Here is a 13,221-nt window from a genome sequence, read left to right as displayed (position 1 = left end):
ATCAGCGCGTGTGCCGCGGCTGTGCCGGCGGGAGCACTCGCGGGGGCAGGGACGGTGTACGGGCCGGGCTGGAGGGCAGTCGCGGTGCCGACGCGAGCGGAGTGAGGGCCCGCATCCTGTCCTCGGCCACGTGCAGGACCTCTCCGAGGTTGCGGATCTCGGCGGCGGCGTCGGCGAGGTCGTACGACAGGTCGAAGCCGTCGTCCTCCTCCGCTTCCTTGGCCTTATCCCCGGCTGCTTCGAAGAACTCGCCGAGCTGCGCCAGCAGGCCGTCGGTGGGCTCCAGGATCTGGTGCAGCAGGGCAGCGGCATCCGCATGCGACTCCGCTCCGTTGAGCCGGTCGGTCAGAGCGCGCAGCGCGTCGCCGTAGACGTAGATGGGAGCGTCGTCGGGTGTGCCGGGGACGCCCTGGGCCTGGGGCGGGGGCGTCGGCTGGGCTGAGTGCACGTGTGGGCTTTCGCCGGGCAAGACGGGGTGCGGCAGCAGTCTGAGCTTGGCCAGGCGGTGGTTGATCGCCTCGATCAGGGGCTGGGCGCTGCCGCCGTGGCGGGCTTCGGGCCGCTGGGGAGCGCCGGGGTCGTCGGAGGGGGCCGAGTCGTAGAGGACCTCGAACAGCGACGGGTCGTCGGGGTGCTCACGCGTCGCGATCCAGCCCTCGGGGTCTCCGGGCGGGCGCTCGGAGGACGGCTCCTGCGGCGGACCGATGATCAGGTAACTGTCGTCGGGGAGAGAGACGCGCACGATGTAGGCGCTGAGGCCGAACTCGATGTCGCACTGCAGGCCGCGCGCCCGCAGCGGCGTGGTGATGTGCGCGTGGCGACGCCACAGCTCCTGCCACCACGGGGTGTCCACATTGCGGTGGTCGGGAAGCGGTGCGAGCGAGGCAACGCGGCGGGAGTCTGGGGTGCTCGCTTCGTCAGCGGCCACGGTTCCTCCCGCGGGAGGAGGCGGGAGATCGGTGCGGTGGAGGCGTCCGTCCAGTGGGGGTGACTACCGGCTGCGACTCCTGACTGAAGCCGAGTTCGTACTCGTCGTGGGTGGCGATCAGGTCGTGTTTCATCTGGGCGTCCTGGTCGGCGACCTGTGCCATGAGGTCGTCGACTTCGGCTCGGCGTTGTTGGTATTCGGCCCATTCGGTGGCGTTCAGGTGAGGGGGACGTTTCAAGAGGACTCCGTGTGCAGGCGGTGGCGGTGCCGTGTCGATCAACAGTGGTGGTCCCTCGGGATCGCGTTTGCGAGAGTCGGGCGGCACTGGAATCGCAGAAAGAGAGCTATCGGCGGGGTGCGGTACCAGGGGACGGAGGAGCGGGCGGGACGCCTGCGCTGGCCCCAGGCTGGCCGCCGGTCGGTGTCGCGGGGGTGGGAGCCGGGTCGTAGGCGGCGCGCAGCCTGCTCAGGCCGGCCTCGTCGGCGAGGGCCAGGACCGACAGCGCCCGGCTGGCCGCCGTCATCAGCAGGTTTGAGGGAGATCCCTTGGCCGCACCGCGGTTCTCCCGCCGCCACCGGGCGGCGGCGACGAGGTAGTCGCTCACGGCGCGCAGTGCAGGTTCGGCGGCGTCCAGGACGTGGTCGGTGACTGCTTCGATCTCTGCCGGAGTCTGAGCCGCGGCGAGGGCGTCCAGGTAGGGGGTGAGATCAGGTGCGGGCCAGGGCTGGTCCGGCAGCGGATGCGCGTCGCGGAAGGGCTGCGCGTCGCGTCGCGCCCACCGCTTCAGGTCGCCGCGGGTGGCGAGGTTGTACCGGGCGGCGTGGATCTGGTCGGCGTCGCGGCCGACGCTGTCGTACAGCTCGAAGTCCGGGTCACGCGGGGAGATACGAAAGTCCTTCGATGGGGTGTTGTCAGGATTCGTGAACTCGACGCTTTCAATGCATTCGGGCGTCGGTGTCGAAGAGCGCCAGCTCGTGGGGATGCAGCAGGTGCTGGACGATGAAGGATCTGCCAGCGACTTTCCACAGACCACGGCCCCGGTTGAGGTGCGCGATGGCGTCCATTTCCACAGAGGTCAGGCCCAGCAGGGCGGCGGCGGCGTGGAGTTGGTCGGTCTCCTGGCGGTAGATGATCCGGGTGCTGCAGTCGGCGAGGAGGCCCTCGGCGAGGGCGCGGCCTTGTGATCCGGCGTCGCCGGCGGTGAGCAGGTCGGACAGCCGGTGGATGACCATGAGGTTGGCGATACCGAGGCCGCGGCTGAGCTTCCACTGGGCCTGCATCCGCTGCAGCAGACCGACGTGCCGCATCAGTCGCCACGCCTCGTCGTACACGATCCAGCGCCGGCCGCCGTTCGGATCGGAGAGGGCGGACTCCATCCAGGCACTTGCGCAGGTCATGGCCAGGACGAGGGCGGTGTCGTCGCCGGATCCGCCGAGGCGGGACAGGTCGATGGTGAGCATCGGCGCGTGCGGGTCGAAGGCGACGGTGGATGGGGCGTCGAACATGCCGGCCAGGTCACCGTGGACGAGGCGGCGCATCGCGTGGGCCAGGTCGCGGGCGGCGTCGCCGAGCTGGCCCGACATCATGCCGGCGGCTTCGTCGAGCGCACTGGGGGTGTTGAGGGTGGCGGCGACGTCGCCGAGCAGCGGGGTGCGGCCGGTGGCGGCGGCGCGGGTGACAACGGCGTCGAGGGCGACGTCGAGGGCGGTGTGCTCCATGGGCATCAGGTCCCGCCCCAGGACCGTCCGGGCGAGGGAGCCGAGCAGGAGCAGGCGCCGTTTGCGGATCTCGCCGACCCAGTCCGCCTCCGTCACGCTGTCCGGTCGCGGGGCCGCGTCCAGGGGATTGAGGCGTCCGGGCAGTCCGGGGCCGAGAGCGACGGACCGGCCGCCGAGGGCTTGCGCCACCGGCGTCCACTCGCCTTTCGGGTCGCACGGGACGTAGACGCGGTAGCCGAAGGCCACCGAGCGCAGCGCGAAGGACTTGGCGAGCGCGCTCTTGCCCTGGCCGATCACCCCGGCGAGCAGGAGGTTGGGGTTGGTGAATCCCTCGACCTTGCCGTACAGCGCGAACGGGTCGAAGACGAACGACGCTTCCGCGTGGACGTCGCGGCCGATGTATATGCCCTCGGCGCCGAGCCCGCCTTCGGCGAGGAAGGGGTAGGCGCCGGCGGCCACGGCGGTGGTCATGCGGTGAGCGGGCAGCTTCAGCCGGTTGTTGCGCGCGGATGCGGGCCCGGGACGTCCGCTCGGAGGGTAGAGCGGAGCGGGCATCTCGTGCTCGGCGGGTGTTCTCTCGGCCTGGTGGGCGCTGGCTTCGGCGCGGGCCTTGGCGGCGGCTTCGGCGAGCTGGCGGCGGGCTGCCTTGCGGCTGGCCCGGTCGGTGCCGTGGGGGGTGAACAGCGGGCTGGCGGAGGCGCGGCGGGCGCGGCGAGCGGGCCGGTGGCTCATCGGAGGCCCTCGATTCTGCGGGTGGTGCTCATCGCACGCAGGCCGTGGTATGTGGGCGGAGGTCGGTGGGGGTGGTCTTACGCCGGATGCTGTGCCCGGCGGCGAGGTGGCGTTGGCAGATGGTCAGCACGGGCGGCCCTTCGGGCAGCCGCTCCGGATGGCACGCGCTCGTCTCGGTGTCTGCCTGCGCTGTATTGCCGGGCAGCAGGTGGAAGGCGGCATGGATCTCGGTGGCGGCCTGCCACAGCCGGGTGTGCGCGGTGGCGAGGTGGCGGCCTGCTGCAGGATGCGGGGGCCCTGCTACCTCGACCAACTGGTCGATGAACCGGTGTAGTTCGGTGAGGTGGGCGTGGAGGGTGTCGAGGTGCCCGCGATCCGGGGGCGCGGCACGGTTGAGGGCCCGAGCGTGGTGGCGGACGCCTGCGGTGGCGGCCCGAAGGTAGGGGTGCGCGTCGGGCGCGCTGGGACGGGGATGGATCAATGGGAGGTCCTTGCCGCCAAAGAGGCGGGAGCGGGGTGGGGGGCGAACTGGCAGCTACAGGGTGGTGCGGGCCAGGGGGAGTGCGGCAACGGCGAACGCGTCGGGCTGCTGGTAGTTCAGCCGTCGCAGGTCGACGCCCGAGGTGACGGCGTGGGTCTCGATCTGGGCGCAGGCGGCGTCCAGGAGGGCGTCGGTCTCGGCGGTGACGGTGACGAGGCCGGTCAGGGCGACGTCCGCGTGTCCGGCGATGAGCTGGCGCTCACGCTGTTTGACGTCGGCGTACTCGACGGAGTCTTCCTCGCTGTCGACCTGCCCGCGGCGGGCGCGCTCGTTGGCGTCGGCAATGATCGCGGCCTTCTTGCGCTGGACGTCCCGCAGCGCGGACTCGAGCCCCTGCGGTACGTAGATGAGGGACAGGCTGCGTTGCACGCCGGCCGTGAACATGAGGCCGTGCATGAAACCGGCGTTCGTCTCGGTGCGGGGCCAGTTCTCCACCCAATACGTGGCGTGCCGTGCGCTGTCGGTGGCGAGGCGGTCGTACTCCTCGACCTGGACGACGGGACCTGCGGCTGCGGGATCGGCCTCGGCGCGGCCGGTGTCGGACCACTGCTGGAGTGCGGCGAGGGCCCCCGGGTCGTAGGCGGTGCGGATGACGGCAGCGATCTCCCGCGCGGTCAGCCACCCGGTGACCATCAGTCCGGCGTTGCGGGCCGCCTGGGCGATGGACGCGGTGGTCTGCTCCATGACGGTGAACGCCCCGGGCAGCCCGCCGCCGGCCTGCGAGATCAGCCGCCGGGCGGCCTTCAGATCGAGGGAGATGGCGAGGTAGGTCTCGTGGGGTGCGGCGGCGGGACCGGCCGAGGCGACCAGTTCGGAGTAGATCTGTCCGGCGACCGGTGTCTGGGGCTGCCCGTTCTGGGCCCAGTGGCGGGTGAGGGTGTCGCCGCTGTCGGGGACGGTGCGTTCCAGCACCTGCACGGTGGCGATGTGCCCGGTGCGGGCGATGCCCGCGAGCGCGCGTCCCCAGCTGCCCACGTTGTGGTTCTGGGTGGCGGGGTCGAGGAGGGCGAACGCGCGGCTGCTGACCCGGGCGATGGCGGTCAGGGTCTGCCGGTGCGGGTCGTGCACGGCCGCGGCGCCGTTGGCGGAGTCGCCGGGGGTGACCACCTTGAGGGAGGCGGCCGTGCCGGGCAGGTGGAGGATGCCATCCTGCCGGGGCCGGGTGACGGGCCGGGCGAGCCAGAGCGTCTGGCCGGTGCGTCGGCGCTGTGCGTAGCGGGCGACGATCGGCGCCCAGTCGATCAGGGAGCGTCCGTGCCGACGGATCACCACGAGCGCACCGGAAGCCGCCCACAGCGGTGCCAGGGCGACGGCGCCGACCAGCCCGGTGGAGACCACCGTCATCAACAGCAGCGCCAGCGTGCAGGAAACAAGGACGAGTTGCGGCAGGGAGAGGCCGAGGAGGATGCCGCGGCGGGACCGGTGCGGAAACTTCACCGTGACCGGAGCGACGGAGAGATCAGTCAAGGGGCGGGTCCTGAAGACGCGGGCGGAAACCCGGGGGCGGGGGTGCAGTACACGTCCCGCCCCCGGTAGACGGACAGGGGATCACAGGCCGGTCGCAGGCGGCGGCGGTGAGGCCGTCCCGCCGGGCGTGGCGTTCTGTGCCCCAGGGGACGGCGGTGCGCCCTGCGGCGGCGGGGTCGTGGTCGGCGGCACTGACTGCCAGCCGCCTTGCTGGCCGGACGCGGCGCTCACGCCGGATCCACCCGGCCCCGGGCTGCCGCCCACCTGGCCGCTGGTGTCATCCGACACGCTCGTCGGCGCGGGCTGGACGGCCTTCTCCAGGCCGGACTTCATGGCACCGCTACCGGGCGAGCCGCCCGTTCCGCCACACTGCGAAGCGTCCTTGCCGCCGCGGCTGTCGCCGGTCGGGTTGGCGGCGATGTCGCCGGGGAATCCGCCTACGCCTACGGCGTCGGGGCCTTGCGCGGCGGCGACACCCGCTCCGGCTGCCGCGCCGCCGGTTCCGGCGGTGGCGGCTGCTGCTGCGGCCTTGCGGGCGACGTTCTCGGCGTGGGCCTTGGCGATCTGCGCTCCTGCGCCGCCGGCGCGGTGGATGGACTCGCCGTCGGTGCCGTCGGCCGCCCAGTGCACGAACTTGAAGACGGCATAGGGGCACAGCAGCACCAGGATCATGATCACGATGCCGGACATGACGTCGGCGAGGGCGGCGATGCCGTCGGTGGCGTCGGTCGTGCCCATGGCGGCGATGCCGAGCACGAAGATCACAGTCATCAGCAGCTTGCTGACGACGAGGGTGGCGGTGGCTTCGATCCAGCCCTTGCGCCAGCGGCGTGCGACTTCCCAGCCGCCGCCGGCGGACGCGAAGACGGCCAGGGTGACCATGACGAGGATGCCGACCTTGCGGACCATCATCACGCACCAGTAGAGGAAGGCGCCGATGGCGGCGCCGAGACCGACGACGACCGGGACGAGCCAGCCGAGTCCGGCCAGGGACCCGATCTGGCTGACCTTCACGATGCGGCGCACGGCCGACTCGATGCTCAGGTGCGCGGTCTTGAACAGGCCGTCGCTGACGGCGTCGACGACTTCGACGGCGACCGTGGTCAGGGCGATGGCGCAGAACGCGAACAGGACCCCTGACATGGTGCCGGTGAACGCCTGGGTGAGGGCTTGTCCGTCGCGTCTGACGGCGGCCCGGACGAGCTGCGCGCAGAAGGTGGCGACCAGCAGGACCAGGCCCAACGGCAGCAGCATCTCGTAGTTGTCGCGGAACCATCCGGCGTTCAGGTCGACCCTCGTGGTGGTGTTGACCGCCTTGGCGGCCAAGTCGGCCGCTGCCGCAGCCAGCTCACCTGCGGACTTCGCCATCCAGTCACCGATGGCCTTGCCAGGGTCCGAGGCGAAATCGACCGCGTCGCCGACCGCACAGAGCTTGTCCGCCAGGGGGTAATCACAGAAACCCACGGGGAATTACTCCTCCTTATCTCGTGTCAGGCGCGGGTCACTGCGTGACGCTCGGAGCGATGGCGGCCAGGGCACAGTCGTGGCCGGGGCGGCACTGCACGGCGAGGGTCACGGCGCGGTCCTCGGCTCCGCCGCCGCCCTTTTTCCAGGCGATCTGCTGCGTGCCGTTGACGGTGACGACGTAGATGTACGCCTCGGTGATCGCCGAGGGGTCCTCGGCGAGGGCCTGCTTGAACGCGCCCGGGTAGTGGCCTTCGGTGACGCGGGCGGTGGCGTCCTGGTCCTGGTCGGCCATCCGCGACCACAGCAACGGATCAGGGACCTGGCCGGAGACGGACGCCCAGTCGGCGTAGGCGGGCTCTTTGGTCATCCACGCGCGCATGCCGGCGAGCTGCTGGTCGCGGCTGGTGTCGCGGGTGTCGTAGGACCACAGCATCTGGGCTGCTGCCTTGGCGTACGCGACCGGCTCGGCGATCTGCGGAGGCTTGGGCACGGAACCGGAGTCGGCCTCGGGTTTCGGGGCGGGGGCCTCGGAGGAGGACGGGCTGTGCGTCGCGGCCGGCCCGGCAGCGGTCGGATCCCGGTGGGCGTTGCCGCTGCCGGACAGCCAGGCGACGGCTGCGGCGATGGTGAGCAGGACGGTGACGACCAGAGCGACGATGGCGACGCGCCGGTTGGCCGACCAGCCGACGCCGTAAGAGGACAGCGAGAGGGTGGGGAATCGGTTCCGCATCAGTGGACCTGCGAGCCGAGGGTGGAGAAGAACGCGACGATTCCGTTCGCGGCGCCGAGGCCGAGGGCGGCGCCCGCGGCGACGACGGCGCCCTTCTTGCCGTTGGCCTCGGCCTGGTGGCCGCCGGTGTGGTGGCCCCAGGCCCACACGCCGAGCGAGACGGCGAGGGCGCCGACGACGGCGATGATCCCGAACATGTTGATCGAGTTGACGACGTTCTTCAGCACGCTGAGCCCGGGCAGGCCGCCACCCTTGGGCGAGATCCCTGGGTCGTAGGCGAGCTGGATGACGCGGTCTGCGAGAGGGAGGGACATAGGTGTGGCGGGGCTCCTTGCATACGCGGGCCAGACGAGGGGCGGCGAGAAGAGGGGAAGCAGAGGGGGTGGGGAGATGCGCTCGGGGCGCGGGAGGTCGCCGCGGCGGCGGCCCGCCCTGGCGGTGCCCTGGCGGGGTGGCGTCAGATGACGCGGCGGGCGGCGAGAATCGTCCAGTCCTTGATCGGGGTGATCCGGACCGGCTTTGATGTGCGCGGTGCCTCGATCACGAGGCCCTCGCCGATGTACATGCCGACATGCTCAGGCCGGGCGGCGGTGCCGCGGCTGAAGATGAGGTCACCGGGCTTGAGCTGGGCGGGCGAGACCGCCTTGCCCTCGTTGACCTGCGTGTACGTGGTGCGGGAGAGCGTGACGCCGGCGTGAGCGTACGCCTGCTGCATCAGCGAGCTGCAGTCGCAGCGGCCCATCGGGTCCGGGCCGTGGGCGTTGGTGCAGGATCCGCCCCACTGGTAGAGGGTGCCGAGCTGGTGCATCGCCCACTCGATGGCCTTGCGCGCCTTCGGGTGGGCGTCCTTGGGGATCTTGTATCCCTTCGGGACGCTGCCCTCGGGGATGGGGCCGAAGCCGGAGCCGTCCTGGCCCGGAGCGCAGCCGGTAGTGCCGGCTCCCGGGTCCTTGCCTGTGTTCGGCTCCTTGGCGTCCTTGTTGTTGCCGGCGCCGGGGAAGGTCTTGGCGATGGCTTCCTGCAGCGCGGTGGCCAGGTGCTCCCACTGCGCGTAGGCGTCCGGCAGGCCGGACTGCTGTACTGCTTGGGCGGCCTGGGTGACGGTCATCTGCTGCCAGCCGTTCACCTTGAGCAGGTGCTTGTAGAACTGCTCGCTCGCGTACGTCGGGTCACGGATCTGCTCGGCGGTGCCCCAGCCCTGGGAGGGACGCTGCTGGAACAACCCAAGGCTGTCCCTATCGCCGTAGTTGAGGTTGCGCAGCCTCGACTCCTGCATCGCCGTGGCGAGCGCGATGACCTGGCCCTTCTTGGGGACGTCGAGGCTGATACCGGTGGCCACGATCGTCTGGGCATTGGGCACCTGCTCGGCGGGCAGGTCCAGGCCCTCGACGTGGACGTTCTTGCCGGACGCCCCGTCGAGGATCTTGGTGACCTGCTCGGCGACCTTGCCGGTGTTGATGTCGTTCAGGCAGATGAGGGAGCTGCTGCTGCTTTGAACGGCGTCCGCGGAGGACGCCATCATCATGCCGGTGCCGGCGAGCAGAAGCGGGGAGAGGAAGACGACGCCGATGCCGGCGGCGAGCGCCTTCAACCGGAGCGGACCGCTCGTGGGTCAGCGAGGTCGGGCAGGGGTGGGTAGCGAGACGTCATGAGCGTGTCCTTCGGGGATGCGGTGTCCGGCGTGCCGCGTGCGCGAGGCGTGGTGGAAGGGCGCGGCGGCCGGGGTGGGCGATCAAGGCGGACCGACGCGGGGCGAGTTGCCGCTCGCTCCAGCTGGCCGGGCCGTGAGCTAGGTGTGCCGGGGCAAGGGGGTACCTCCGTGAGGTGTGGCGGGGGAGTAGCCAGCGGCGGTGTGCGCCGGGCGGTTCAAAAACAGTAGATGCGGATTGGCGGTTGACCAAAAAGCTGGCGCGAGGTGCCGGAATCCGGCACCCCCCCACGGCACTTCTTGGTCGTCGGCGGATTCGCCTCTACAGTTTTTGGACTCCCCCTCGCCTCCTCGGTCTGCGGCCCTGGGCTTCTGCACGCCCACTTCCGGCCCGCGAGGACTCCTGTGCGAGGCGGCTAGTTCCCCCCGTGAATCCGCACCCGAATAGGGGCCCCTCTTTGCCTTTTTCCCTTCACCAGGGCGACGCCCTGGCCGTTCTCTCCGGCCTTCCGGACGGCTGCGTCGACTCCGTCATCACCGACCCGCCGTACAACAGCGGTGGCCGGACCGCGAAGGAGCGCACCACCCGCTCCGCGAAGCAGAAGTACACCTCCGCCGATGCCAAGAACGACCTCGCCGACTTCACCGGCGAGAACATGGACCAGAGGTCCTACGCGTTCTGGCTCACGCAGATCATGACCGAAGCGCACCGTCTGACGAAGACCGGCGGGACCGCGCTGTTGTTCACCGACTGGCGTCAGCTCCCGACGACGACGGACGCGATCCAGGCCGCCGGGTGGCTGTGGCGCGGCGTGCTTGCCTGGCACAAGCCGCAGGCCAGGCCGCAGAAGGGCCGGTTCACCCAGAACTGCGAATTCATCGTCTGGGCCAGTAAGGGGCCGATCGACGGCTCCCGGAACCCGGTCTATCTGCCCGGCATGTACTCGGCGTCGCAGCCCTCGGGCGCGCAGCGCCGGCACATCACGCAGAAGCCGGTCGAGGTGATGCGCGAGCTGGTCAAGATCAGCCCCGAGGGCGGCACGGTCCTCGACTTCTGCGCCGGCTCCGGCTCCACGGGCGTGGCCGCTCTGCTGGAAGGCCGGGACTTCATCGGCGTGGAGAAGACCGAGCACTACGCGTCGATCGCGGCCGACCGGCTCACCGAGACGATCCGCGAAACCCTCACGCAGGACGACGTGGACCTTACCGGCTGAGCCCCGTCCTTGCCTGCTGCCAAGGCGACCGGCTCCCCAAGCGTAGCCGCCGGCGCAATACCGCCGCAGTGGCCGTGCAGCTCGCCGGATGGGCCGCGCGCAGACGCTTCCGTCCTTTTTTCATCCCGTGTCTCGTAGGAGGCCGAGCTTTTCAATGCCCGAATCAACAAAGTCGCCTGACGATGGCGAGTTGGAGCCGGTTCGTATTCCGGATCGACAGCTGGAGGGAATCGAGGCGAGCGTGCGGCGGCTCATGGAGCAGTCGGCGCAACAGGCTCAGCAGCTCGACCACCTCGCGTCCGCCCCGCCGTCCAGCGGATCACCGTTCGCCGCCTTCGGCATGCCAGGACTCGGCGGGCCGCCTCCCGCCGCTCCACCGGAGCCCCGCCCGATCCTGGAACTCGACGGAGAAGAACGCGAGGACGAACTCGACGCCCTGTCCGACTGGGTGGATGACTTTTTCCTCCCGGTGTACGGGGCGGAGGTCACCACCGCGGCTCCCTGGTGCCTGCAGTGGCAGGAGCACGACGACGTGGTGGCCTGGCTCCACGCCCTGTGGCTCGCCTACCAGCAGCACAAGGATCCCGAAGCCGGGCTGTCCGGTCTGTTCGTGTGGCACCGGGACTTCCTCACCCACGCCGTCGCGGCGATCCGCGCGCCGGGTGGGCCGCTGTCGGCCTGCATGACCTCGCCCGACCGGCCCGCGCACCGCCTTCTGCCCGGCCCGCCGCCGTCCGTGCGCACGGAGACGGCGAACACGACACAAGCCGCCGAACCGGACGAGCCGACGTCATGACCGCGGGAGCGGGACAGCCCGCCTTCGCACTGAGCTTCGACCCCCGCGCGCTGACCGATCTCCTCCAGGCCCCCAGCGACATACGCGACCTCACCCTCGCCTACCTGCAGGAAGTCGTGAACGCGCAGCGCTTCGGCCTGCGTCTCGACGGTGACCTGGAGGGATTCAGGAAGCTGTTCGTGGACTCGCGCAGGGACTGGCGTGTCGTCTACGGCGTCCGCCCGGCACCCGCGGAGTCCGCGCATCCCAAGGAGATCCACGTCGTCGCCATCCGGCCGCGAGCAGGCAACGACGTCTACGACGAGGTCGGCCGCCGCCTGGGGATGACTCGTCGGCCGCTGAGCGCCCGCACCCACGCGGCACGCTCGCGTTCCCCGCAGCTGACCACCCGCGCTCCAGTACCCCGGCCCGGTCCGCCGCCCACCGCACCGCCGGGGCTGCCCCGTCCCGCCCCAAACCCCGCGCACCATCACACCCGCTGAACGCACAGAGGTCCGCCTATGCACCCTCCACCCGCGCCGGCACCCACCCGGCGTGCGGTCTCCCCGCTCGACCACCGCCTCCAAGCCGTCACCGGGCACGACGTCGACACCCTGTGGGCCTACCGCGACCGCGGCATCCTCGACGAGCAGCACGCCCACCTGGTCGACCGGCACCGTGAACTGGCCAAGGCCCAGACCAGCGTCACCTTCTACCTCCGGCTCCTCAACCGCCTGTCCAGCGGCGAGTTCGACGTCGACAGCGCCCTGTTCACGCGCATCGACCGCACCGTGGACCAGCTGGAAGAGGCCACCGCCGCGCGGGACGCCGCGGCTAGGAAGGTGCTCGCCGCCCTAGAGCCCATCGAAGCAGCAGCGGCGGCTTGCGCGCCCGACGCCCGGCAGCTCTCGACGGATGACCAGGCGGCGCTGCTCGCCATCGCCGGCGGCGCCAAGCTCTACGAACACCTGCTGACCGGCCGGATGTCCGTCACAGCCGCCTCCGGTACCCGCATCCCCCACGCCGAGCTGCATCAGTTGGAGGATGCCGGCCTGGTCGTCCGGGACACCGGCCACCCCTTGCACGCCGGCCAGCCGGTCGCGCTCACCGATGCCGGACGGGCCGCGCTGTTCGCCGCCCGCCGGGCTCCCACGGTGCAGGCGCCGAAGGTCTCGGCTCGCCCCGGCGCATCGCGGCCCACCCCGGCGCAGCGGCGCTGACTTCACCGGAAGGCTCTTGTTGTCTCCCACCGACCCGGCGCCGGACCGGAAGTCCATCCCCCAAGTCGACTTCAATCTGGACGACCTCGACGCCGACGAGGAGAAGTACCTCGACTTCTACCGCAAGGTCGCCGTCCACGAGGACATGCTCGTTCCCCTCGCCGAACACCACGACGGCCCGCACAGCCCTGTTCGACCGCACCGCCACCTGGGGACACCCCGGCATGCCGCAGGTGCTCGCCGTGCATCTGCAACGGGACCACGAGAAGCGGACGTTCAGCTTCGAGCATGCCCCTCTGCCGCTGCCCGCGATGGCGCAGTCCTGGCTCATCCACCGTGGCTGTCCGTCCGATGCCATCGCCCTCGCCCCACTGGGCCCGCCGCCAGCGGACGAGGCCACGCGCGCGCTGGAGTTGCGCCTCGCCGGCGACGGCGACCACTACGCCATGGGCTACTCCTACACCAGCGACGACCCGGACGACATGGTCATCGTCGTGGCCCTGCGTGCCCTGGACGAGCGAGCTCCCTCGCCGTTCCGCGTCGTGGTCGAAGAGGTCGACACCGAGACGTGGACGCACACCCTGCGCGAGGGCGGCTTGGACACGCTCGGCGAGGCACTGCAGTGGTGCGGCGACCGCCTCGCGGGCGAGGCCGGCCCTCTTCCGCCGGTCCGCCCGGCAGCCGCAGTTAGCCGCCCGGCCGGCTTGCCGAAGGCTCCTGCCCCGCGCCCGCCCGGCCGCTCACGCTGAGCGTCAAAGCCGACCAGGGCGGCGCAACATA

Annotated in this window: 14 protein-coding genes and 1 pseudogene; 5 read left to right on the top strand and 10 right to left on the bottom strand. The window is 71.0% G+C overall.

The genetic code is table 11. The features are described 5' to 3' along the window. Window position 1: 1 nt before the first annotated feature. The 10 genes from AB0L95_RS00905 to AB0L95_RS00860 all read right to left on the bottom strand — a co-directional run bounded on the left by AB0L95_RS00905 (window position 2) and on the right by AB0L95_RS00860 (window position 9,175). A complete protein-coding gene (locus tag AB0L95_RS00905) occupies window positions 2-928 on the bottom strand; it encodes a hypothetical protein (RefSeq protein ID WP_365154851.1) in 927 nt (308 codons plus the stop codon). Continuing rightward, complete coding sequence (locus AB0L95_RS00900; RefSeq protein ID WP_365154848.1) at window positions 918-1,166, bottom strand: hypothetical protein; 249 nt, start codon at window positions 1,164-1,166, stop codon at window positions 918-920. Before AB0L95_RS00900 ends, AB0L95_RS00905 begins: the two co-directional genes overlap by 11 nt. Before the next feature lie 106 nt (window positions 1,167-1,272). Further along, entirely contained in the window at window positions 1,273-1,962 is a 690-nt protein-coding gene (locus tag AB0L95_RS00895; RefSeq protein ID WP_365154845.1) for a hypothetical protein, read from the bottom strand. Beyond that, window positions 1,865-3,379: an ATP-binding protein gene (locus AB0L95_RS00890; protein WP_365154842.1), complete on the bottom strand. Its 1,515-nt coding sequence runs from the start codon at window positions 3,377-3,379 to the stop codon at window positions 1,865-1,867. The genes AB0L95_RS00895 and AB0L95_RS00890 overlap by 98 nt, the downstream gene beginning before the upstream one ends. A gap of 28 nt (window positions 3,380-3,407) precedes the next feature. Continuing rightward, window positions 3,408-3,860 carry a DUF6238 family protein gene (locus AB0L95_RS00885; RefSeq protein WP_167531904.1) on the bottom strand — a complete coding sequence of 151 codons (453 nt, stop codon included), beginning with the start codon at window positions 3,858-3,860 and terminating at the stop codon, window positions 3,408-3,410. Between the two features lie 54 nt (window positions 3,861-3,914). After that, window positions 3,915-5,387, bottom strand: coding sequence for an SCO6880 family protein (locus AB0L95_RS00880; protein WP_365154840.1), 1,473 nt, complete (start codon window positions 5,385-5,387; stop codon window positions 3,915-3,917). A gap of 81 nt (window positions 5,388-5,468) precedes the next feature. Further along, window positions 5,469-6,851, bottom strand: a complete 1,383-nt coding sequence (locus AB0L95_RS00875) for an ATP-binding protein (RefSeq protein WP_365154837.1) — start codon at window positions 6,849-6,851, stop codon at window positions 5,469-5,471. A gap of 37 nt (window positions 6,852-6,888) precedes the next feature. Beyond that, a complete protein-coding gene (locus AB0L95_RS00870; RefSeq protein WP_365154834.1) occupies window positions 6,889-7,584 on the bottom strand; it encodes a hypothetical protein in 696 nt (231 codons plus the stop codon). Continuing rightward, window positions 7,584-7,898: a DUF6112 family protein gene (locus tag AB0L95_RS00865; protein WP_006143162.1), complete on the bottom strand. Its 315-nt coding sequence runs from the start codon at window positions 7,896-7,898 to the stop codon at window positions 7,584-7,586. Before AB0L95_RS00865 ends, AB0L95_RS00870 begins: the two co-directional genes overlap by 1 nt. Window positions 7,899-8,041: 143 nt before the next feature. Further along, window positions 8,042-9,175: an NlpC/P60 family protein gene (locus tag AB0L95_RS00860; RefSeq protein ID WP_365154831.1), complete on the bottom strand. Its 1,134-nt coding sequence runs from the start codon at window positions 9,173-9,175 to the stop codon at window positions 8,042-8,044. 515 nt (window positions 9,176-9,690) lie between these two features. On the opposite strand from AB0L95_RS00860, the gene AB0L95_RS00855 reads away from it, so the two are divergent. The 5 genes and pseudogenes from AB0L95_RS00855 to AB0L95_RS00835 all read left to right on the top strand — a co-directional run bounded on the left by AB0L95_RS00855 (window position 9,691) and on the right by AB0L95_RS00835 (window position 13,190). After that, a complete protein-coding gene (locus AB0L95_RS00855; RefSeq protein WP_006143159.1) occupies window positions 9,691-10,446 on the top strand; it encodes a site-specific DNA-methyltransferase in 756 nt (251 codons plus the stop codon). A 253-nt stretch (window positions 10,447-10,699) separates the two neighbouring features. Next, a complete protein-coding gene (locus AB0L95_RS00850; RefSeq protein WP_176119695.1) occupies window positions 10,700-11,242 on the top strand; it encodes a DUF4913 domain-containing protein in 543 nt (180 codons plus the stop codon). After that, entirely contained in the window at window positions 11,239-11,724 is a 486-nt protein-coding gene (locus AB0L95_RS00845) for a hypothetical protein (RefSeq protein WP_365154827.1), read from the top strand. Before AB0L95_RS00850 ends, AB0L95_RS00845 begins: the two co-directional genes overlap by 4 nt. 18 nt (window positions 11,725-11,742) lie before the next feature. Then, complete coding sequence (locus AB0L95_RS00840; RefSeq protein ID WP_365154824.1) at window positions 11,743-12,441, top strand: hypothetical protein; 699 nt, start codon at window positions 11,743-11,745, stop codon at window positions 12,439-12,441. Between the two features lie 16 nt (window positions 12,442-12,457). Then, a pseudogene (locus tag AB0L95_RS00835) lies at window positions 12,458-13,190 on the top strand (hypothetical protein). Window positions 13,191-13,221: the final 31 nt, after the last annotated feature.

The sequence above is a fragment of the Streptomyces sp. NPDC052036 genome (assembly GCF_040680495.1).
Taxonomy (GTDB): Bacteria; Actinomycetota; Actinomycetes; order Streptomycetales; family Streptomycetaceae; genus Streptomyces.
Note: the sequence above shows the minus strand (reverse complement) of the source record. Positions and strands in the feature narration are given on the sequence as shown.

What these genes read in the sequence shown, in the direction of transcription:
- AB0L95_RS00890 (WP_365154842.1), bottom strand. Translation starts at nt 3,379, where the DNA reads ATGAGCCACCGGCCCGCTCGCCGCGCCCGCCGCGCCTCCGCCAGCCCG.
- AB0L95_RS00870 (WP_365154834.1), bottom strand. Translation starts at nt 7,584, where the DNA reads ATGCGGAACCGATTCCCCACCCTCTCGCTGTCCTCTTACGGCGTCGGC.
- AB0L95_RS00865 (WP_006143162.1), bottom strand. Translation starts at nt 7,898, where the DNA reads ATGTCCCTCCCTCTCGCAGACCGCGTCATCCAGCTCGCCTACGACCCA.
- AB0L95_RS00850 (WP_176119695.1), top strand. Translation starts at nt 10,700, where the DNA reads ATGGAGCAGTCGGCGCAACAGGCTCAGCAGCTCGACCACCTCGCGTCC.
- AB0L95_RS00845 (WP_365154827.1), top strand. Translation starts at nt 11,239, where the DNA reads ATGACCGCGGGAGCGGGACAGCCCGCCTTCGCACTGAGCTTCGACCCC.
- AB0L95_RS00840 (WP_365154824.1), top strand. Translation starts at nt 11,743, where the DNA reads ATGCACCCTCCACCCGCGCCGGCACCCACCCGGCGTGCGGTCTCCCCG.